The sequence below is a fragment of the Bradyrhizobium sp. JYMT SZCCT0428 genome, from assembly GCF_018131075.1.
Classification (GTDB): domain Bacteria; phylum Pseudomonadota; class Alphaproteobacteria; order Rhizobiales; family Xanthobacteraceae; genus Bradyrhizobium.
Map to the genome: position 1 here is coordinate 102,367 of NZ_JAFCLS010000005.1, position 20,467 is coordinate 122,833.

The window sequence follows — 20,467 nt, forward strand, 5'->3', positions numbered from 1 at the left end:
CTGACCAGGACCATCGGCCGTGCCGATGCCGTGACGACTGCGAAGACATCGTCGATCCGATTTTCCGATGGCCGCACGCATGCTGCACTCCCTTTGCTGCCGTCGTCAGCTTGGCGAGGGCGGCAGGATGACGTCAAGTCCAATACAAGGGGAAGCCGATATTTTAGGCCGCGCGTGCTCAATTTCGATCAAGACAACCGAAGGATGGAGGTAGCGGTCAGCGACAACCTCCCGGACGGAGTCCGGTTCGCCGCCGGCGGCAGGCCGCGCAAGTCCTTCGCGATCGCGCAGATAAATCACCGCGGTTCGTCGCATTGAGGGAGTAATATAAGTCGCTGAAATATCGAGACTATCGCTTTCTCGGTCGTCCCCTTGATGCATTGGAGCGAGAAGGCGGCGTGTGAACGATGCGTGCACCGGGAGGGCAGAGAAAATCGAGCAACATCCAGCGTGCGCAGGCCGACCTGAACGTGCTGGGGTATCAGCGGCGCGTCGATCGTTGCAAGAATGTGTATATGAAGACTGCGGTTTGCTGGTTGGCCGCGCTCAAAGTTAAATCCTTCGCCTATGGAAAAATCCCGCCCCCAAAAGAGGCGCGTGTCGATCGCCGGCATGCATATCGATCGCGCTTCAGCGGTCCCGATCCACCTGCAGATCGCTGCGCATCTCCGGAACGGCATTCTGCAGGGGGTGCTTCCGGCCGGCACGCAGTTTCTCGGCTCGCGGGAGATCGCGCGCGAACTGGGCTGTTCACGAACGGTGATTCTGGCGGCGTGGGATTTGCTCTATGCCGAAGGTTACCTGGAATCGACCCCGCGTGGAGGCGTCACCGTAGCATCGGTCAAGCAGGCGCAAGCGAGCCCGGCGCCGGCGGCGGTGTCCTCGTCGGGAGAGGATTCAAGTGCTATCGAGATTGGCCCCGTCTCTGATCGCTGGCGGTCGCTGCTGGCATTCGATTACGATACCAACTGGAAGTCCGAATTCAGCCCCGGTGCGCCGGATGTTTCCAGCTTTCCGTTCAAGGAATGGGCGAGGCTGCTGCGGCAGGCGTGGCAGAATCCCAAAAATTCCGACTGTCTGGACCTTCCGCCCGAGGGGCATCCGGTATTGCGGAGCGAAATCGCCAATTTCCTCGGATCGGTCCGCGGTCTGGTCTGCACGCCGGGCAATGTGGCCGTGACTTCCGGCACGTCAGGTGCGCTGGATTTCTGCAGCCGGATGATCCTCGACCAGGGCGACGAGGTATGGGTCGAAGAGCCCGGGTTCGTCGAAGCCCGCTGGACGCTGACCGCGGCCGGCGCGAGACTCATTCCTGTGCCTGTCGACGACAAGGGCCTCTGCGTTCCCGAGGGCATTCGGCTGGCGCCGAATGCCAAGCTCGTGGTCGTGACGCCGTCGCATCAATACCCGATCGGCGTCAGCATGGGGCTTGAGCGGCGGCTCGAGCTTTTGGACTGGGCGAACAGGAATGACGCCTGGATCATCGAAGATGATTACAATTCGGAGTTCAGGCACCAGGACAGCATGATTGCCTCGCTGCGGTCGCTCGATCGCGACGGACGCGTGATCTATCTCGGGACATTCTCGAAGCTGATGATGCCGAGCTTGCGCATCGGCTACATGATCGCCGACGAACGTCTCATCAGGGCCTTCTCGAAAGGTCGCGCCCGGATCGATGTCCACACATCGGGGATCGGGCAGGTGGCACTGGCGGAATTCATGCGGGAAGGCCACCTGCTGAGACATCTGCGACGAATGCGGAAGGTTTATGCCGCGCGGCGGGCTGCCTTGATCGACGCGATTACCACATTGATGCCTGATGATCTGACCGTGTCATCCGCGGCGACCGGGCTCCATTTGGTCGCCTTCTTCACCGATCGAATGCGGGCCCGGATGACCGATGCAGAGGCGGTAAAGCTCCTGCTGCAAACCGGCATTCACGTGCAGCCGCTGTCGCAGAACTATCTCGGCGAACCCACGCAACAGGGATTGGTGTTAGGATATGGGCGGCTGCACACAGAGGATGCACGCCGGTTGATATCCAAAATGGCCGCGTGCCTCAGTGGCCCGGCTTCATAGCTGCAGCAGATCAGCTTGAGCCATCGGAGTCGCGGCTCCGGGGGCGGCGAGTGTGCATCTTCCGTGAGCATCGATGCCCGGATTGATGCAGAAGACTTCGGAAGAGCGGCGCCGCGCTTGAGTGGCTGGCCTACCTGTTTGCGGCAACTCTGGCTCTATGCGATGGCTCGACCGGTCTGTCACAAATTCACCCGGGTGGCCTTCACAGGGGAAGCAGGGTGATGATGACAGATCGTGGAGTCTCGTTGAAGCTACTGATCGGCGCGGCCTATCTTTAGCTCGACTTTCGCGATTGGAGTCGCAACGTGGCCTCTGTCGTCGCCCCGGCCTTGTTCGGTGCGTTGAGAAGGAAAGCAATGGCTGAACAAGGAATGAAATGAGCGGCTTGAACAGGGAATGGGAGGTCGGAACCGATATCGGGGGCACCTTCACGGACATCATTGCCATCCGGCGTGACCCCGCCGAAACCCGGATCGCCAAGGTTCCGTCGCGTCCGCATGCGCCGGTCGATGCGATGCTCGAAGCCCTTGAGGCTGTTGGACTGCAGAAGGATCAGGTCAAACGCTTCGTCCATGGCACCACACGGGTAACCAATGCGATCGTCGAGGAACGCCTCCCAAAGGTTGCGCTGATCGCCACCGCGGGATTCGAGGATGTGCTGGATATCGCCCGCTACCGGCGCCGTGATCTGTACCGCCTCGATATCCCGCCGAAATCGCCATCATTGGTGCCGCGCGAGCTTTGCTTCGGTCTGGTCGAGCGGCTCGATCACGAAGGCAACGTGCTGAAGCCGTTGCAGGATCTGGAGATCGATCGTCTCGTGACCTGGCTGAAGCAGACCGATGTGCAAAGCGTCGCGGTGGCCCTGCTGCATGCCTACGCCAATCCGGTGCACGAGAGGATGCTGGCCGAGCGGCTCAAGGCGATCGTGCCGCATGTCTCGCTGTCGCATGAGGTCAATCCGGAAGCCCGCGAATACGAGCGCACGTCGTCGACGGTGTTCAATGCGGCGGCGATGCCGATTGCCGTCGAATATTTGAGTGAGCTGGAGCAGCGCTTGCCGATCGGGCCTGGGCTGCAGGTGTTCCACTCCGCCGGAGCCATGGTGCCGATTGTTGCGGTCAAGCGGCGTCCGCTGGTGATGGCGATGTCCGGGCCCGCAGCCGGTGTGTCGGCGTCGGTCAGCATTGCGCGCCAGCTCGGCACGCCGAGAATGCTCACCTTCGATATGGGCGGCACCACCACCGACGTCTGTCTGATCATCGACGGGCAGGCGGAAATGGCGGACGGCCGGATGCTCGGGGATCGGCCGCTGCGCCAGCCGATGCTGGCGGTTCACTCGATCGGGGCGGGGGGAGGTTCGATCGTGCGCAATGGGCCGGGCGGCTTGACCGTGGGACCCCAGAGCGCGGGATCGGAGCCCGGCCCGGCCTGCTATGGCCGCGGCGGCACGGCGCCGACGATCACCGATGCCAACGCGGTGCTCGGCTATCTCAATCCCGAAACGCGGCTCGGGGATCGTATCAGCCTCGATATCGAGGCTGCCCGGTGCGCCATTGCGCCCATAGCAGAGGCGTTGAAACTGGGCCTCGAGGAGACCGCACTCGGCATCGTCAAGGTCGCCAATGCCACCATGGCAAGGGCGCTGCGCCGGGTGACGGTGGAACGCGGTATCGACGGCCGCGAGTGTACGCTTCTTGCCTTCGGCGGCGGTGGTCCGATGCATGCGGCGGGAATGGCGGATCTCTACGGCATCGGCTCGATCGTGGTGCCAAACGCATCGAGCGCGTTTTCCGCGCTTGGCTGTCTCACGGCCGATTTCAGCTTTCTGCAGCAACAGACCTTCCGTGTCGCATTGGATGGCATCGATCTGGTTCGGCTGTTGGAGCGGATCGAGACCCTGATCGGGCAGGCGTCGGAACCGTTGATCGCCAACGGCGTTGCGCGCGCAGAGGTCGATGTCGAGCTGGTCGCCTTGATGCGCTATGCCGCGCAGAACGACGCCATTGCCGTGCCGTTCTCCCTGCCTCTCAATCCCACGCGCCTGCGGGACGATTTTCTCGCCCGTCACCACGAACTGTTCGGCTACGCGACGGCGGAGAGTTGCGTCGTCGAATCGGTGCGCGTGCAGGCGCGGCGGCCATCGACCACGATCGTCGATCGCCCCACGACCGCCATCCGCAAGTTGCAGATGGCGTCGCGTCGATGCACGTTCGATGGCGGCCACAACGTGGCGACCGCGATCGTGGACCGTGCCTCGATGCAGGAAACGGTCGTTGGGCCCGCGATCATTGAAGATGCGTGGTCCACGGTCGTGGTTCCCCCGGGCTGGCAGGCCAAACCGGACGCGATCGGTCATCTCTTTTTGACGAAGGTGACGCCATGACGCTCGATCCGTTTACCGTAGAGGTGATCCGGCATGGATTGTCGGCGGCAGCCGAGGAAATGAGCCTCGTAATGACGCGTTCGGCGCGCTCGCCACTGCTGCGCGAAGCCGGCGATCTGTCATCTGCGATCACCGATGCCGGGGGCGATCTGGTCGGTCAGGGCCGGGACATCCCGATCCATCTCGGGGCCATGGCTTACACCGTTCCGGAATTGCTGAAAGTTGTGTCTGTCAGCAGTCTGAACGACGGCGACGTGCTGATCTATAATCTTGGCGCGCTGGGCGGCAACCATCTGAACGACGTCAAAGTGGTTCGGCCCGTCTTCGTCGACGGCGATATCGTCGCATTCGCGATCAGCCTGGCGCATTGGCCCGATATCGGCGGGACATGGCCGGGCAGCTACTTCGCCAAGGCCATCGATACCTTTCAGGAAGCGATGCGCATTCCGCCGGTTCTGATTGCGACAGCGGGGGGAGTGAATACGCCCATCATGCAGCTTCTGAAGGCCAATGTACGCGATCCCGAAGCGTGCGAGGGCGATCTGCTCGGACAGATTGCGGCAACCAAGGCGGGCGAGAGGCGCATCGTCGAACTTTGCCGGCACCACGGCATCGATGTGTTCACCGCGGCATTGGCGCGTCTGCATGATCTGTCGGAGATCGAGATGCGGGAGGCGATCCGCGAATTGCCGGATGGCATCTATGAAGGGGAAGATTACCTGGACGATGGCGGCGCGGGGGGTGAGCCCGCCCGCATTCACGTCAAGATCACCATCGCCGGTGACGAAGCCACGTTTGATCTGTCCGGCAGCGCCGACCGGGCCTCGAATTTCTGCAACACGACGCCGTTCATTGCGCGTTCCGCGGTAGCCTATTCAGCACGCATCATGAGCGGGCGTGAGATGCAGCAAAATGCCGGAGCTTTGCGGCCGCTCACGATCATCACACGCCAGGGCTCGATTCTGGAGCCGGGGTGGACGGCGGCGGTCGCGGCGGGAAATCACGAAACCTCAATGCGCATCGTCGATGCCATCTTTCGTGCGATGCAGGATGCAATTCCGGAACGCTTGTCTGCAGGCGGCACGACGACCGCCAGCGTGCTCTTCTTCGCCGAGCCGCGCGCGGACGGCTCCTGGAAGATGCTGTACGAGGTCCATGGCGGCGGCGAGGGCGCGCGCCATGATCGCGACGGCGTTTCGGCGACGCGCGTGCACCTGGCCAATACGTCCAACACGCCGGCCGAAGTGATCGAGGCCAACTACAAGATCCGGGTCGAGCAGCAATCCATTCGCCGCCAGTCCGGTGGCGCCGGCAAATATCGCGGCGGCGACGGCGTGGTGCGTTCCTATCGGATCCTCGCGCCGTCCATGCATCTGACCACATGTATCGAGCGAATGGTGATCCCGCCATTCGGCATGCAGGGCGGCCAACCCGGCGAGACCTGCCGGATATCACTGGTCAGAAACGGCGCCAATGTCGAAATCGACGGCAAGTCGAATCTGGTGCTGCAACGTGACGATCTCGTCACCATCGAAAGCTGCGGCGGTGGTGGTTATGGAGCGGCGAATGAGGTTTCTCGATGAGTAGGCTCTTGCGGACCGGCCTGAACGCGGGCGACAGCGCACCGCTTACCGTCGTCGGCGGTGAGGGGGTCTATTTCCACCTCGAAGATGGCCGCCGCTTGATCGACGGAAGCAATACCGGTGGCGGCCTTGGCCATCGGCATCCGGCGATGGTGGAAGCGATTCGTCGCGCCGCGGATACACCCGTCGTGAATGAAGGTTGGACCTGGGTCGGGCGCGAGAAAGCCGCCGAGGATCTGATCCGGGTCGCCTTCGAGGGTGAAGAGGACTGGGTCGGCGCCGTTCGCTTTTGCATCAGCGGAAGCGAAGCCAATGATATGGCGCTCTCGCTTTGCCAGGCACTGACGCAGCGCACGGCGCTCGCTACCCGCGAACGCGCCTATCACGGCCTGGTCGGTCTGTCCCGCAGCATGACCGTGCAGCCGCAATGGCATGGCGGCCTTGCGGTGCATGCCGGAGGCTCGCAACTGCCTGCGGTGATGGCGCCGGTCCGCATTCTGCCCGCGCCCGATGGCGCGATCTACGGCGCACCGCCGAACAATCCGTCGGCGAAACAGTATCTCGCCGATGCCGCAAGCACCCTGTCGGGCACTGCCGCAACCATCATCGACTATACGCAAGGCGGCATCTACTACGACGCCGACTATCAGGACCAGCTGGCGCTGCACGCCCGCGAGGCCGGATCGATCTGGATCGCCGACGAAGTGGTGACCGGCGCGGGACGGGCGGGCCGATGGTTCGCATTTCAAGGTGGCGAGAGCCGCCCGGACATCGTGACGCTCGGTAAATCGTTGGGGGGCGGCGCCGCAGCGGTCGCGGCGGTCGTGGTGTCGAAAGCTATCGTCGAGCAGCTCAAGGGCAAGAGTTGGCAGAACTACGGAACGTTGCGCGGGCATCCGATCAGCATGGCCGCCGTCAGCGCCTATCTCGGCGTCGTCACCAGCGAAGACATCCTGTCCCGGGTACGCCAGCTCGAGGGACTGTTCGCAAAACGTCTGCTCGAGATCGCGCGGCGGCATCCCAGCGTAAGACGCGTGGCGGGACAGGGCCTGCATTGGACCATCGAGCTGCACGGGCCGGACTGGCGGACGTGGCACGCGGACACTTTTGAGGATCCCGTCGCTTCCCGCGTGGCATTGCGCGCCCTTGAGGCGGGTGCGGTGATCGGAACCAGCGGCGAACAGACCTCGCTGTTCCTTGCGCCGCCTTTGGTGATCTCCGCGGATGAATCCCATCGATTGCTCGATGCGCTGGACCACGGTCTGCAGGTTGCCGATGAAGAGCACGAACGCCATGCTGTCCCTGGCCACGGCCGATAGGAGGGCTGGGCTGAGTCATCGAGGATACTGCCAGTGAACTGTGTTTCTCCGCTTGGCCGGTGGGCGAATCCTGGTATCTGCCGATGCCTGACGGCACGCTTTGACATGCGCAGGCGCGCGCCGCGGGGGCGGCGAGCAGAAACGCAGAACTGACGTGCATCACGAGGACTGTCTCCGGAATTGACTTCGTGTGAACCAAAACTTTAACTGCTGGCTTCGATTGAGCCGGATAGGACTCCGAGCTTCACAGGCTGCTTCATTTTCATGCAAGCGCCGCCTTAAATGAAAGCGCCAGAAAGGTATCCATGCGCGTCATCAATGTTGCCGCCGCCCAGTTGGGTCCGATTCAGAAAGCCGAGAGCCGCGAAGCCGTCGTCAAGCGCATGATCGCGCTGATGGATGACGCCAAGGCGAGGGGTGCCGATCTGATCGTCTATCCGGAGCTCGCCCTCACCACGTTCTTTCCACGCTGGTACATGGAGGACCAGGCCGAGGTCGACACCTGGTTCGAACGCGAGATGCCGAATGCGGCGACAAGGCCGTTGTTTGAACGGGCGGCCCACCACGAGATCGCAATGAATTTTGGCTACGCCGAACTGACGCCGGATGGGCATCATTTCAACACCTGCATCCTCACCGACAAAGCTGGAACAATAGTCGGCAAGTACCGTAAGGTTCATCTGCCCGGTCATTCGGAGTTCGACACGAAACGCGCCTTCCAGCATCTGGAGAAGCGCTACTTCGAGCCTGGTGATCTCGGTTTCAACGTCTGGCGTGCGCTCGGCGGAATCTTCGGCATGGCCGTCTGCAATGACCGGCGCTGGCCGGAGACCTACCGCGTGATGGGTTTGCAGGGCGTCGAGATGGTGCTGATCGGCTACAACACGCCCTCGGTCAATGCCGAGAAGAGCGAGGAGGGGCCCGAGAAGCGGCTGTTCCACAACCGGCTGTCAGCGCAGGCCGGCGCCTACCAGAACTCGACCTGGGTCGTCTGCGTCGCCAAGGCCGGGGTCGAGGATGGCCACCCCTTGATCGGCGGCAGCCTGATCGTCAATCCGGACGGCGAGATCGTCGTCGAGGCGAAAACCGAAGAAGACGAATTGCTGGTGTATCCTTGCGACCTCGACGCCACCGATTTCGGCAAGAAAACCATCTTCAACTTCGCCAACCACCGCCGCATCGAGCATTACGGCCTGATCACCAGCCGCACCGGTGCGGTGCCGCCTCCGGAAAACTAGATGGCGGGCATCTCCTTCCGCGAACTTGATCCGCACGACCGGTACAAGTTGCTGTGCGGCGTCGTCGTGCCGCGGCCGATCGCCCTGGTCACGACGCTCGACGAGAATGGCCGCGTCAACGCGGCGCCTTTTAGCTTCTTCAACGTGTTCTCCGAAGATCCGCCCCTTCTGGTGCTCGGCCTGCAGCACAAGGCCGATCACAGCCCCCAAGGACACCACGCGCAACATCCACCGCAGCGGGCAGTTCGTCGTGCATATGGTCGACGAGGCGCTTGCGGCCACCATGAACGACTGTGCCGTCGACTTTCCCTCCGGAAGCAGCGAAGTGGAGGCGACGGGGCTGGAGACTTTGCCATCGGTCGATGTCGCCGTGCCGCGGCTGGCGGCGGCCCCCTTTGCGCTGGAATGCCGGCAACATGTCGCACTTGCTTTCGGGCCCGGCCGCGAGCTCCTTGTGGGAGAAGTGCTGCGCCTGCATGCCCGCGAGGGGATGATTGACCGGGAAAAGATGTACGTCGATTTCGACGCCTACCGGCCGATCGGGCGCTTGTTCGGCAATCTCTACGCCGCCCAGCGCGATACCTTCGCGCTGACGCGCGAAAGCCACGCCCAGTGGCTTGCACGCAACGGTGCGCGTGAACCGTCCGGCGAAAGTCAGTGATGGGCGAACTGCACCGTACCCAATGCCATGGTCACGGCCGCCTGCGTCGGGTCGATCACGGGAATCCCGAGTGCCTGTTCCAGCGGCCTTCGGTGACGCGCCATGCCGGCACAGCCCATCACGATGGCGCCGGATCCGTCTTCGTCCTTGAGCGCGCGCCCGACCTCGATCATCTTTGCGAGCGTTCCTTCGCCCGACGCCGTCTCCGCCACGCTCATGTTGAGCGGGCGCTCCCGCGTCAGGCGATCCATCAATCCCATTTGCCTGAGGTAACGGACATGGCGGCGAATCGAGCGCTGCGCGATTGCAATGACGCCGAAGGTTTCGGCGCGCGCGAGCGCCGTCAGCACACCGCATTCGGCGATGCCGAACACCGGCCGATCGGTCGCTTCGCGGCAGACATGCAGACCCGGATCGCTGTAGCAGGCGATGACAAAGGCAGCCGAATGGTTGTCGCCTTCGACGAGACGGCGCAGCGGCATCGCCACGCCATCGACGTCGGCCTGGCTTTCGATTCCGTAGGGCCCTTCAGCCAAAGTTTCGCAGACGATCTCCGGTCCGCCCTCAAAGCCCAGCGGCTTGAGTGCGTCTTCCAGCCCTTGCGTCACGAGGCGATTTGAATTGGGATTGATGACGAGAATGCGTTGCCTGGACATCTTGTTTTCCTGCTGGACGGCGCATCGGCCGATGCCGTGGGGCCGACGCGCAACGAGACTTCGATGGAAGCAATGACCATGCCATCGAGCGATGCATGGTCCACTGTCTGCTGCCAAAGTGCAAGGGCGTGTCGCGACACGATCTGTGCTTTTATGCAGCGGACGCCCGACTTGCGATTCAGGACCTGACTTGGAGAGTTTGCCATGACCGAACCCGCCTACGACCTTCTCATTCGCGGCGGTCGCGTCGCGACCGTCAGCGACGTGTTCGAGGCCGACGTCGCCATTTCCGGCGAGACGATCGTCGCCGTCGGCCGCGGGCTCCCGGCCGGGCGACGCGAGATCGACGCGCGCGGCAAGCTGGTGCTGCCCGGCGGGGTTGATAGCCACTGCCATATCGAGCAGCTTTCGGCGGCGGGTATCATGAACGCCGATACGTTCGAGAGCGCGACGGTCTCGGCGGCGTTCGGCGGCACCACCAGCGTGATCTCGTTCGCGGCCCAGCACGTCGGCATGAAGCTGCCGCAGGTGCTGGAGGACTATCATGCGCTGGCCAGGAAGGGCGCGGTGATCGACTACGCCTTTCACATGATCATCGCCGATCCGACAAAGGAAACGCTGGAGACGGATCTGCCGGCATTGATCAAGCAGGGCCATGGCTCGATCAAGATCTTCATGACCTATGACCGCCTGAAGATCGATGACGAGCCGCTGCTCGACATTTTGCTGGCGGCGCGTGACGGCGGCGCGATGCTCTGCGCCCATGCCGAGAACCACGGGATCATTTCCTGGATGGTGAAGCGGCTGCTCGCGCGCGGCTATACCCATCCGAAATATCACGCTATCAGCCACGCCCGCGTTTCGGAAGCGGAGGCGTTCACGCGATTGATTGGCATGGCTGCGCTGATCGACCAGCCGATCATGATCTTCCACGTCTCGACGGCGGAAGGCGCCAAGGTGATCCGCGATGCGCGCGGGCAGGGGCTGAAGGTGTTCGCGGAGACCTGCCCGCAATATCTGTTTCTCACTGCCGATGATCTCGACAAGCCCGGCGTGGAAGGCGCCAAATGGATGTGCAGCCCGCCGCCGCGGCGCGCCGCCGACCAGGAAGCGCTGTGGCAGGCACTTTCGCTCGGCGATCTCCAGACCGTGTCGTCCGACCACGCGCCGTACCGATTCGACGAAACCGGTAAACTGCGGGCCGGCCCCAATCCCAATTTCAAGCAAGTGGCGAACGGTTTGCCGGGCCTCGAGGTACGGCTGCCGCTGCTGTTCGACGCCATGGTTTCCAGGGGACGCCTCGGAATCGAAAAATTCGTCGAACTGACCGCGACGGCGCCTGCAAAGATCTACAATCTGCATCCACGCAAGGGCTCAATCGCGGTTGGCGCCGATGCGGATATCGCGATCTGGGACCCGGTGCGAGAGGTCACGCTGAGCGATGAAATGATGCATGACCTCACCGGCTATACGCCCTTCGCCGGCCGCAAGCTGCGCGGCTGGCCGGTGACCGTGCTATCGCGCGGGCGCGTCATCGTGTCGGACGGCAAACGTTCGGTCGAAGCAGGCTCAGGGCGTTTCCTCGCACGTACGGGAGGAGAGGCGGCGAAACCGACCGGCCGGCTGGTATCGGATATGGACCCGGAACAGAATTTCGGGGCGAGGCTCCTGTGATCTGTCCGCCGCGACGAGTTCGGATTGAGAAATGAGAATCCTTGTTTTCGGCGGCACCGGTTTTGTTGGGCTCAATATCGCCGCGACATTGCTGGCGCGCGATCATGCGGTGACGTTGTTCGACCGCGCGGGCTTGCCGTCTGACGCAGCCAGGGATCTTGCCTCTCACGCGGATCGGCTGACCGTCATCCAGGGCGATATCACCGATCAGAATGCCGTCGGGCAGGCGATCGCACCTGGCTATGAGGCGATCATTCTCGGGGCCGCAATCACGGCCGGTCCGGAGCGCGAGGCAAAGGATCCCGAGACCATTCTGCGGGTCAACCTGCTGGCTCAGACGCCGGTCCTGATCGCGGCGCAGCGCACTGGCGTCAAGCGCATCATCAATCTGTCGTCCGCGGCTGCCTACGGCGCCAGCGCATTTGGGAATGCGGTGCTCGATGAGGAGACGCCTTGCGATCCGGTTTCGCTCTACGCCATCACCAAACTCGCGTCGGAGAAAGTGGCCGCGCGCCTTTCCACCCTATGGCAATGCCAAATCATCAGCGTACGGCTGAGCGCGGTGTTCGGGCCGTGGGAGCGGAGCAACGAGGTACGCGACACGCCAAGCCCGCAGGCGCAGATTCTGGCCGCGATGCAGGCGAAACGCGAGGCCGTTCTGTCGCGTCCGGGCGTCAGGGACTGGATCTATGCGGTGGATGTCGCGGAAGCCGTGACGTTGCTGATCGAGGCGGAGCGGCCGAAGCATCAGCTCTACAATATTTCGACCGGCGTGGAATGGCCGGCGCTGCAGTGGGGGCAGGAATTGGCTGCCCTGCATCCCGGCTTGATCTGTCGGCTGGCTGAGGCGGGAGAGGCGCCGTCAGTTGATCTGCACAGTCCGGCCGACCGGGCACCGCTTTCGGTCTCGCGCATGGCGGAAGAGTTCGGCTGGCGCGCGCGGTTCGGCTGCGCGGAGTCGGTTGCCGACCTGAGCCGTTGGTGGACAGAGCATCGAGGGGAAGCCTGACATGAGACTGACAGGACGGACGGCGATCATAACCGGCGCTGGCTCGGGCATCGGCCGCGCCAGTGCGGTGCTGTTTGCGAAGGAGGGCGCCTTTATCGCGTTGGTCGATCGTGATGGCGCGGGTTTGCAGGAGACCCTGGCTGCGATCGACGGCGTGAAGGGTGAAGCTTCATTCCATGTCGGCGATGTCGGCGAGGCCGATTTCGCACAGACTGTCGTTAGCGACGTCATGGCGCGTCGCGGCCGGCTCGATGTGCTGATGGCCGCGGCCGGCTTTTCGTGCGGCGGCACGGTGCTGACCACCGATCCCGCCGATTGGGATGCGGTGTTCCGAACCAATGTCGGCGGCACCTGGCTCTGGGCACGCGCGGCAGTGCCAAAGATGCAGCGGCAAGGCAGCGGCTCGATCATTACGCTCGCCTCGCAACTGGCGATCGCCGGCGGCAAGGGCAATAGCGCCTATATCGCGGCCAAGGGCGCGATCATCAGCCTGACCCGGACGATGGCGGTGGATTTCGCCACGGACGGCATCCGCGTCAACGCGATCGCGCCGGGCGCCATCGACACACCGATGCTGCGGCGCAGTTTTTCCCGTCACGCCGACCCCGAGCCGGTGCGCGAAGCGTCGCGCAACCGCCATGCCATGAAGCGATTTGGCCAGGCGGAGGAGGTGGCCGAGGCCGCGCTCCATCTTGCCAGCGATGCGTCTTCCTTTACGACCGGCACCGTCATGGTGGTCGATGGCGGTTGGCTCGCGGCATGAACAGCTTGCTCGCTCTCGAAGCCCAGATTCGCGCCGATCTTGCCAGGACCGCGCATCCGGATGCCGCGTGGCTGACGCCGAAGCTCGGGCCCGACGGCAGACCGGCGCTGGATGTGCTCGTGGTGGGCGCCGGGCAATCAGGTCTTGCGACGGCCTTTGGCCTGATGCGCTCGCAAGTGAGCAACATCCTCGTGCTCGACAAATCCGAGGAGGGGCAGGAGGGGCCGTGGCTGACTTACGCGCGCATGCATACGCTACGTAGTCCGAAGCATTTCACCGGGCCCGATCTTGATATTCCCAGCCTGACCTACCAGTCCTGGCACGAGGCGCGCTTCGGCGAGGAGGACTGGCGCAATCTCGACCTGATTTCGCGCGAGCTTTGGGCGGAGTATCTGCTCTGGTTCAGGCGCATCCTGGACCTGCCGGTGCGGAATGGTTGCGAGGTCGTCGAGATCTCGCCTGCGCCCGGAGGATTGCTCGCGGCCAAGGTACAGACGGCTGATGGTCTCGATATTGTCTTGGCGCGCAAGATCGTGCTGGCGACGGGCCAGGAAGGCATGGGCGACTGGACCGTTCCGGAGCCGCTACGCGACCTGCCGTCGTCGCTTTGCGCGCATGCGGCCCAGCCGGTCGACTTCGCCCGCTTGCGCGGCAAGAAGGTTGCGGTGATCGGCGCGGGCGCCTCGGCCTTCGACAATGCCGCGGCCGCACTGGAGGCAGGCGCGGCCGAGGTGGACCTGTTTTGCCGCAGGGCGGAGATCCAGGTGATCCAGCCCTACCGCTGGCTCACGTTCCGCGGCTTCCTGCGTCACTTCTGCGATCTGGATGATGCCTGGCGCTGGCGCTTCATGCGCGCCGTGCTGGAGATGCGGGAAGGTTTTCCGCAAGCGACCTACGACCGCTGCGCGCGCCATCCCAATTTTCACCTGCAGGAGGGGGCGCCGATCGAAGCCGTCACGGAAACGGCTCGCGGCGTCGACTTGCGGACGCCGCGGGGGGTGTTCGCAGCCGACTTCGTGATTTGCGGCACAGGGATCGACATGAATTTTGCTGGCCGGCCCGAACTGCGAAACAGCGCTGCCAACATCGCGACCTGGGCCGACCGCTACCAGCCGCCGCCGGACGAGCGGAGCCCGCGGCTCGGGCGTTTTCCCTATCTCGCTGACGACTACGCGCTGATGGAGCGGGTCGCCGGTGAAACACCATGGATCGCGAACATACATGTCTTCGCGATCGCCTCCACCATGAGCTTCGGTGCGTCGGGCTCATCGATCAATGCGATGACCACGGCCGTGCCGAAGCTGGTGCATGGGTTGACACGTGGCCTGTTTCGCGCGGACATCGAGCGGCACTGGGCTTCGTTCAAGGCGTATGACGTGCCCCAGGCCGTCGTCGTGCGGCAAGTACCGACGACGGGTGAGGAACGGTGAACGGTTTTCAACGGCGTTTGGAAAGCTCGGCTCATACCTACTATGCTCCTGCCTCTGGCGGTTCCGGTTGGCATATCCCTTGCTTTAAGTTGATGTTCTCATTCAGAAAATAAACCTGACAAAATAGGGAATAAGTTCGATGGGCGTTACAGGATCCAGGCGTCTGCTTTCGGCGGTTGCCTTTGTCGCGTTTTCATTGGCCGCCGGATCGGTGCAGGCGCAAACGCGCGCGGAAACGCTGCGCTACGTCACCGGCGCATCGGTCAATACGCTCGAGCCGAATGTGCCGGGTTCGACCCGCGAAGCCTTTGCGGTGAGTCTCAGCACCTACGACCGACTCGTGTCATTTGGCCGCAAGCAACTCAATGGCAAATGGGTGTTTGACCTCAGCAAGATCACCGGAGAGTTGGCGGAATCCTACGAGGTCAGCCCGGACGGGCTGAAGATGACTTTTCGCCTGCGCAAGGACGCGAAATTCCAGGATGGCACACCGGTCACCGCTGATGACGTCAAGTGGTCGCTCGACCGCGTCGTCACGGCGCCGATTCTCGGTAAGGCGCAGCTTCTCACGGGATCGTTGACATCAGCCGATCAGTTCAAGGTCGTCGACCCCTTGACCATCGAGGTGACGCTGCCGAAGCCGGACAAGCTGGCCTTGCCGAACCTCGCCACCGTCTACCCGATCATCATCAACTCGAAGGTCGCCAAGTCACATGCGACGGCAGAGGACCCCTGGGCGACGGCGTGGTTGAAGGAGAACACGGCCGGCAGCGGCGCCTACAGGATCGAGACGTTCAAGCCGGGTGAACAGGTGATCATGGTGCGCAACGAGGCCTGGAACCGCGGCACGACCGACAAGTCGGCGTCCTTCAAACGCGTCATCGTGCAGTCGGTGCCGGAGCCGGCGACCCGCGCCAATCTGGTCGAGCGTGGCGACGCCGATATCGTCGTCGACCTGCAGGCCAGCGACGTGCAGTCGCTCGAAGCCAAGGCCAAGCTGAAGGTGATCTCGACGCCGCAATACAATTCCGTCACCTTCGTTTCGATGAACAATCAAATCCCGCCCTTCGACAACGTCAATGTGCGCCGCGCCGTCGCTTTTGCGCTGCCCTATGACGACATGTTCAAGGCGGCGCTGTTCGGCCGCGGGTCGCCGCTGTTTGGCGCAACATGGGCTGATGCCAAGCCGTCGAGCGGCGCCTATCCGATACCGCAGCCGGTGAAGCTCGACCTCGATAAGGCCAGGGAATATTTGAAGGCCGCCGGCATGCCGGACGGCTTCTCGACCACGTTCAGCTTTAACGTCGGCCAGGCTTCCACCGCCGAGCCGATGGCTGCGCTGGTAAAGGAATCGCTGGCCAAGATCGGCATCAAGGTCGATATCCAGAAGCTGCCGGATGCGCAGATGTCGACGCAGATCAACGAGAAGAAGCTGCCCTTCTTTACCGAAGGCATCGTCGCCTGGTTGCCTTCGCCAGACTATTTCTACCGTAACTTCTACACCGGCAATCAGCGCTGGAACTACTCATCGATCAACAACGCCGAACTGATGGAGATCGCGCAGAAGGCCCGCTTCGAGCCGGACGCGGCCAAGTACGAGGAAGACGGCAGGAAGCTCAACGCCATCCATTTCACCGAGATGCCGCAGATTCCGCTCTGGCAGCCCAGCCAGGACGCGGTCATGGCGGCCTCGGTCGAAGGCTACACCTACCAGTTCCATCGGCAGGTCGATTATCGCGATCTCAATCGCAAGTAACCGGCGGGTACGATGGCGGCCTTTGGAGCAACGGTGATACGGGCGGGCAGGCGTTTCCTGTCCTCGCTGCCGGCGCTATTTGGCGTGCTCGTCTTCACCTTCCTGCTGATGCGGGTGCTGCCGGGGGATCCGGCGGTGTTCTTCGCTTCGGGGCCGAATGCCGGCAAGGAGGAGATCGAGGTCATCCGCAAGCAGATGGGCCTCAACAAGCCGGTGCCGGAACAACTGATGCTGTATCTTTATGATGTCGGCAGCGGCAATCTCGGCAGGTCGATGATGACCGGCCAGCTAGTCACGAAGGATCTGCGCGAGCGGCTGCCGGCCTCGCTCGAACTGACGCTCACAGCGCTGCTGATCGCACTGGTATCGGCGGTGCCGCTTGGTGTGCTGGCGGCCCTGAGACCGGGCTCCATCATCGACCACGGCGTGCGGTTTTTCTGCGCGCTCGGCGTTTGTGTGCCAACGTTTGTTTCGGGCCTGTTGCTGATCTATGTTTTCTATTATCTGCTCGGGCTCGCGCCCGATCCGACTGGCCGGGTCGATATCTTCGCATCGCTGCCGCCAAGGCGAACCGGCTTCCTGTTGATCGACTTCCTGCTCGCAGGCGACTTCGATGGATGGTGGGCCGCCTTCAGGCAACTGATCTTGCCGGCGCTGAGCATGGCGCTGTTCGTGGTGGCGCCGCTGGCGCGCATCACGCGGGCCTCGATGCTGGTCTCGCTCGGCAGCGACTTCGTGCGCACCGCGCGTTCCGTCGGTCTTCCCTGGTGGCGGGTCGTCGTCACCTATGCGCTGCGCAACGCCATCCTGCCGGTCATCACCATCGCAGGCATCGTGTTCTCGACCATGCTCGGCGCCAATGTCCTGGTGGAGAAGGTGTTCTCCTGGCCAGGCGTCGCCTCCTACGCGCTCGATGCGCTGCTCTCCTCCGATTATGCGCCGGTGCAGGGCTTTGTGCTGCTGATGGCCACGGTGTTCGTGATCGTCAATCTCTTGGTGGATATCCTTTACGGCATCGCCGATCCACGGGTGACAATCGGATGACATCAGCAACACTTCGCCATGCCGGCTGGATTCTGCGCGGCAACCCGCTTACCGCCGTTGCCGCTACCGGAGTCTTCCTGCTGACGCTGATCGCGATTTTCGGACCCTGGATCGTGCCGTATGATCCGATCGTCTCGAACGTGTCGCAGGCCCTGATGCCGCCGAGCGCGGCGCACATCGCAGGCACCGATCAGCTCGGCCGCGACGTGTTCAGCCGCCTTATCGTCGCGGCACGGCTCGATCTCGCCATCGCCGTCTCGGCGGTCGGAATCTCCTTTGCCATCGGCGCCGTCATCGGTGCGATCTGCGGCTATACCGGCGGCCGGCTCGATCGCGGCGTCGGCCGCTTCGTCGACGTCGTGATGGCCTTTCCGCTTTTCGTGCTGGCGATGGCGATGGTCGCAGCCCTGGGCAACCGGGTCGAGAACATCATCATCGCGACCGCCATCATCAACCTGCCGTTCTACATCCGCTTTGCGCGGGCGGAGGTGAACGTCCGTCGCAATGTCGGCTGGGTCGAGGCGGCGCGCGCTTGCGGCGACAGCCACCTCTCGGTCGTGCTGCGCTTCCTCTTGCCGAACGTGCTGCCGGCCATGGCGGTGCAGATATCGCTCAATCTCGGCTGGGCGATCCTCAATGCGGCCGGACTGTCTTTTATCGGTCTCGGCGTCAAACCGCCGACGCCGGAATGGGGCATCATGGTTGCCGAGGGCGCGCGCTTCATTTCGACCGGCAAATGGTGGCTGGTCGCGTTCCCCGGCTTGGCGCTGATGCTGACGGTACTGTGCTTTAACCTCCTCGGCGACGGCGTGCGCGATATTCTCGACCCCCGCATGCGCACATGACATCATCGCTGCTGGCACTGGACGACCTGCATGTCACTTTCTCGACACGGCGCGGCCTTGTCGAGGCGGTGCGCGGTGTCACGCTGTCGCTCGGCGCGGGTGAGATGCTCGGCCTGGTCGGCGAGAGCGGCTCGGGGAAGTCCGTCACCGGTTTTGCGATCACGCGGCTGCTCGATGCGGCCGGCCGTATCACGGCAGGCAATATCCGGTTTCGCGGGCAGGACATCACGCGGATATCAGGGAGTGATTTCCGTCATCTGCACGGCGCGGCGATGGCGATGATCTTTCAGAATCCTCGCGCGGCGCTCAATCCGATCCGCGCCGTCGGCGACCAGATCGCCGATGCCATCACGGCGCATAAGCGAATGCCGCGGGATCAGGCGCGTGCGCAGGCGCTGGAACTGTTGCGCGCCGTGCAAATCCGTGATCCCGAGAAACGGATGTCCGCTTATCCACACGAACTCTCCGGCGGTATGTGCCAGCGCGTGATGATCGCGATGGCGATTTCCTGTAACCCGGCGCTTCTGATCGCCGACGAGCCGACCACCGGCCTCGACGTCACGACCCAAAAGGTCGTGATGGACCTCCTGGCCGGGATTGCGGCCGAGCGCGGCATGGCGACCATTCTGATCACCCATGACCTCGGTCTCGCCGCCCGTTACTGTCGTCGCGTCGTGGTGATGGAGCAAGGCCGGCTGGTCGAGGAGGCCGAACCGCTGACACTGTTCCGAGCGCCGCAGCATTCGTACACCAAGCGCCTGGTGGCTGCTTCGCCCACGGCGACGTCCCGGATCGCGGATTTGGTGCCGGAAGGGGAGAGGGGCCGAGAAGTGGCGGTCCAGATCGCACGCAGATCGCCGACTGCACCGGGTACGCCGCCGCTGCTGGAGGTACAGAAACTCGCAAAGCGGTTTGATCAGGGGGCCCCGGCGGTCGCGGACTTTTCGATGATGATCAGCGCCGGCGAGAGCGTCGGCTTGGTCGGCGAGTCCGGATCCGGCAAGAGCACGACGTCGCGCATCATTTGCCGGCTGATCGATCCGAGCGAGGGCGAGATCGCGTTCGAGGGACAGTCGATCGGCCATATCCCGGCCCGCGATTTTCACCGGTCGCCGTTTCGCAAGGATATCCAGATCGTCTTTCAGGACCCGAACGACAGCCTTAACCCGCGCTTCACCGCCTTTGACTGCATCGCCCATCCGCTGCTGCGGCTTGGTGGCATGCGCCCGGGCGACGCGCTGCGGCAGCGGGTCGAGGAGTGCGCGCAGCGCGTGGGACTGGAGATCGCATTGCTGACGCGCTTTCCGCATCAGCTCTCGGGTGGCCAGAAGGCCCGCGTCGGCATCGCCCGCGCCATCGCCTGCCGGCCGCGCCTGTTGGTGCTGGACGAGCCTACGGCGGCGCTGGATGTTTCGGTGCAAGCGGTGGTGCTGCAACTGCTCGACCGCTTGCGACGAGAGGATGACCTGGCCTTCCTCTTCGTCAGCCACGACCTCAACGTCGTTCGCATGATGTGCGACCGGACCATCGTGCTGCAAAATGGCCGCATCGTCGAACAGGGCGAGAGCCGGGCGATGTTCGACAATCCTAAAACCGCCTACACTCGCGAGCTGGTTGAAGCCGTGCCGCATATCGAGCCGGAACTGGCTGTGTCCGTCACCTGATATTGATGCCGCCGACAAGTCCGGCCGTTCCATCCCGTAGGTCCTCTTTTTCGATGCGCAATGACGGCGGAGTGCGGCAAATCAACCCGACGGGCAAATCAGTTCCGATTTACAGAATTCGTGTCAAGCCCCGAAATAAAAAAGATTTCTGTTTACCAGAATGGCAAATCAGGTGCATGTATTCGGCCATCCCGCCCTACTCAGAAGGGCGTCGGCCGTCGTCACGGACGTTGGGCGGGTTGCGATGGACGCTGGTTTACGCTGAGACGATGGCGTGGACGGGCGTACGGCAAAACCGTGTGGTCCTGGCGCCCGTTGCTGGCGTCAAGCCGTCGGCAAAGCGCAAGCTGAACCGGCGGT

At 63.2% G+C, this 20,467-nt stretch carries 15 protein-coding genes and 1 pseudogene; 15 read left to right on the top strand and 1 reads right to left on the bottom strand.

Translation table 11 applies throughout. From position 1 onward, the window contains the following. Positions 1-567: 567 nt before the first annotated feature. The 7 genes and pseudogenes from JQ575_RS06835 (at position 568) to JQ575_RS06860 (ending at position 9,266) form a co-directional block, all read left to right on the top strand. Positions 568-2,079: a PLP-dependent aminotransferase family protein gene (locus JQ575_RS06835; RefSeq protein ID WP_212032470.1), complete on the top strand. Its 1,512-nt coding sequence runs from the start codon at positions 568-570 to the stop codon at positions 2,077-2,079. 376 nt (positions 2,080-2,455) lie between these two features. Next, positions 2,456-4,465: a hydantoinase/oxoprolinase family protein gene (locus JQ575_RS06840; protein WP_212032471.1), complete on the top strand. Its 2,010-nt coding sequence runs from the start codon at positions 2,456-2,458 to the stop codon at positions 4,463-4,465. Next, positions 4,462-6,048: a hydantoinase B/oxoprolinase family protein gene (locus tag JQ575_RS06845; RefSeq protein ID WP_212032472.1), complete on the top strand. Its 1,587-nt coding sequence runs from the start codon at positions 4,462-4,464 to the stop codon at positions 6,046-6,048. The genes JQ575_RS06840 and JQ575_RS06845 overlap by 4 nt, the downstream gene beginning before the upstream one ends. Next, complete coding sequence (locus JQ575_RS06850; RefSeq protein WP_212032473.1) at positions 6,045-7,367, top strand: aminotransferase class III-fold pyridoxal phosphate-dependent enzyme; 1,323 nt, start codon at positions 6,045-6,047, stop codon at positions 7,365-7,367. The genes JQ575_RS06845 and JQ575_RS06850 overlap by 4 nt, the downstream gene beginning before the upstream one ends. A 305-nt stretch (positions 7,368-7,672) precedes the next feature. Beyond that, complete coding sequence (locus tag JQ575_RS06855; protein ID WP_212032474.1) at positions 7,673-8,605, top strand: N-carbamoyl-D-amino-acid hydrolase; 933 nt, start codon at positions 7,673-7,675, stop codon at positions 8,603-8,605. Next, a pseudogene (locus JQ575_RS46380) lies at positions 8,606-8,707 on the top strand (flavin reductase family protein); the annotation flags it as partial. Positions 8,708-8,711: 4 nt separating this feature from the next. Beyond that, positions 8,712-9,266 (top strand): flavin reductase family protein, encoded by a 555-nt coding sequence (locus JQ575_RS06860; RefSeq protein ID WP_249166478.1) that lies wholly within the window; start codon positions 8,712-8,714, stop codon positions 9,264-9,266. Here JQ575_RS06860 and JQ575_RS06865 read toward each other — a convergent pair. Next, on the bottom strand, positions 9,260-9,922 hold the full coding sequence (locus JQ575_RS06865) for an aspartate/glutamate racemase family protein (RefSeq protein ID WP_192734487.1): 663 nt from the start codon (positions 9,920-9,922) through the stop codon (positions 9,260-9,262). The genes JQ575_RS06860 and JQ575_RS06865 overlap by 7 nt on opposite strands. 204 nt (positions 9,923-10,126) lie before the next feature. On the opposite strand from JQ575_RS06865, the gene hydA reads away from it, so the two are divergent. From hydA to nikE, 8 genes are all read left to right on the top strand, one after another. Next, positions 10,127-11,596 carry a dihydropyrimidinase gene (hydA, locus tag JQ575_RS06870; protein WP_212032475.1) on the top strand — a complete coding sequence of 490 codons (1,470 nt, stop codon included), beginning with the start codon at positions 10,127-10,129 and terminating at the stop codon, positions 11,594-11,596. Positions 11,597-11,627: 31 nt separating this feature from the next. Next, positions 11,628-12,605 (top strand): NAD(P)-dependent oxidoreductase, encoded by a 978-nt coding sequence (locus tag JQ575_RS06875; protein ID WP_212032476.1) that lies wholly within the window; start codon positions 11,628-11,630, stop codon positions 12,603-12,605. 1 nt (position 12,606) lies between these two features. Beyond that, the gene (locus tag JQ575_RS06880; protein ID WP_212032477.1) at positions 12,607-13,368 is read left to right on the top strand and encodes an SDR family oxidoreductase; all 762 of its coding nucleotides are present in this window, start codon (positions 12,607-12,609) and stop codon (positions 13,366-13,368) included. Further along, positions 13,365-14,798, top strand: a complete 1,434-nt coding sequence (locus tag JQ575_RS06885) for an NAD(P)/FAD-dependent oxidoreductase (protein ID WP_212032478.1) — start codon at positions 13,365-13,367, stop codon at positions 14,796-14,798. The genes JQ575_RS06880 and JQ575_RS06885 overlap by 4 nt, the downstream gene beginning before the upstream one ends. Positions 14,799-14,937: 139 nt before the next feature. After that, complete coding sequence (locus tag JQ575_RS06890) at positions 14,938-16,554, top strand: ABC transporter substrate-binding protein (RefSeq protein ID WP_212032479.1); 1,617 nt, start codon at positions 14,938-14,940, stop codon at positions 16,552-16,554. 12 nt (positions 16,555-16,566) lie between these two features. Next, on the top strand, positions 16,567-17,598 hold the full coding sequence (locus JQ575_RS06895) for an ABC transporter permease (protein ID WP_212032480.1): 1,032 nt from the start codon (positions 16,567-16,569) through the stop codon (positions 17,596-17,598). Continuing rightward, complete coding sequence (locus JQ575_RS06900) at positions 17,595-18,443, top strand: ABC transporter permease (RefSeq protein ID WP_212032481.1); 849 nt, start codon at positions 17,595-17,597, stop codon at positions 18,441-18,443. Before JQ575_RS06895 ends, JQ575_RS06900 begins: the two co-directional genes overlap by 4 nt. Beyond that, the gene (gene nikE / locus JQ575_RS06905) at positions 18,440-20,107 is read left to right on the top strand and encodes an ABC transporter ATP-binding protein (RefSeq protein ID WP_212032482.1); all 1,668 of its coding nucleotides are present in this window, start codon (positions 18,440-18,442) and stop codon (positions 20,105-20,107) included. The genes JQ575_RS06900 and nikE overlap by 4 nt, the downstream gene beginning before the upstream one ends. The last annotated feature ends 360 nt before the right edge of the window (positions 20,108-20,467 follow it).

Coding starts and splice junctions, on each gene's coding strand:
- JQ575_RS06835 (WP_212032470.1), top strand. CDS start 568: ATGGAAAAATCCCGCCCCCAAAAGAGGCGCGTGTCGATCGCCGGCATG.
- JQ575_RS06855 (WP_212032474.1), top strand. CDS start 7,673: ATGCGCGTCATCAATGTTGCCGCCGCCCAGTTGGGTCCGATTCAGAAA.
- JQ575_RS06890 (WP_212032479.1), top strand. CDS start 14,938: ATGGGCGTTACAGGATCCAGGCGTCTGCTTTCGGCGGTTGCCTTTGTC.
- JQ575_RS06865 (WP_192734487.1), bottom strand. CDS start 9,922: ATGTCCAGGCAACGCATTCTCGTCATCAATCCCAATTCAAATCGCCTC.
- JQ575_RS06885 (WP_212032478.1), top strand. CDS start 13,365: ATGAACAGCTTGCTCGCTCTCGAAGCCCAGATTCGCGCCGATCTTGCC.
- JQ575_RS06880 (WP_212032477.1), top strand. CDS start 12,607: ATGAGACTGACAGGACGGACGGCGATCATAACCGGCGCTGGCTCGGGC.
- JQ575_RS06875 (WP_212032476.1), top strand. CDS start 11,628: ATGAGAATCCTTGTTTTCGGCGGCACCGGTTTTGTTGGGCTCAATATC.
- JQ575_RS06840 (WP_212032471.1), top strand. CDS start 2,456: ATGAGCGGCTTGAACAGGGAATGGGAGGTCGGAACCGATATCGGGGGC.
- JQ575_RS06850 (WP_212032473.1), top strand. CDS start 6,045: ATGAGTAGGCTCTTGCGGACCGGCCTGAACGCGGGCGACAGCGCACCG.
- JQ575_RS06895 (WP_212032480.1), top strand. CDS start 16,567: ATGGCGGCCTTTGGAGCAACGGTGATACGGGCGGGCAGGCGTTTCCTG.
- JQ575_RS06845 (WP_212032472.1), top strand. CDS start 4,462: ATGACGCTCGATCCGTTTACCGTAGAGGTGATCCGGCATGGATTGTCG.
- nikE (WP_212032482.1), top strand. CDS start 18,440: ATGACATCATCGCTGCTGGCACTGGACGACCTGCATGTCACTTTCTCG.
- JQ575_RS06900 (WP_212032481.1), top strand. CDS start 17,595: ATGACATCAGCAACACTTCGCCATGCCGGCTGGATTCTGCGCGGCAAC.
- hydA (WP_212032475.1), top strand. CDS start 10,127: ATGACCGAACCCGCCTACGACCTTCTCATTCGCGGCGGTCGCGTCGCG.
- JQ575_RS06860 (WP_249166478.1), top strand. CDS start 8,712: ATGGCCGCGTCAACGCGGCGCCTTTTAGCTTCTTCAACGTGTTCTCCG.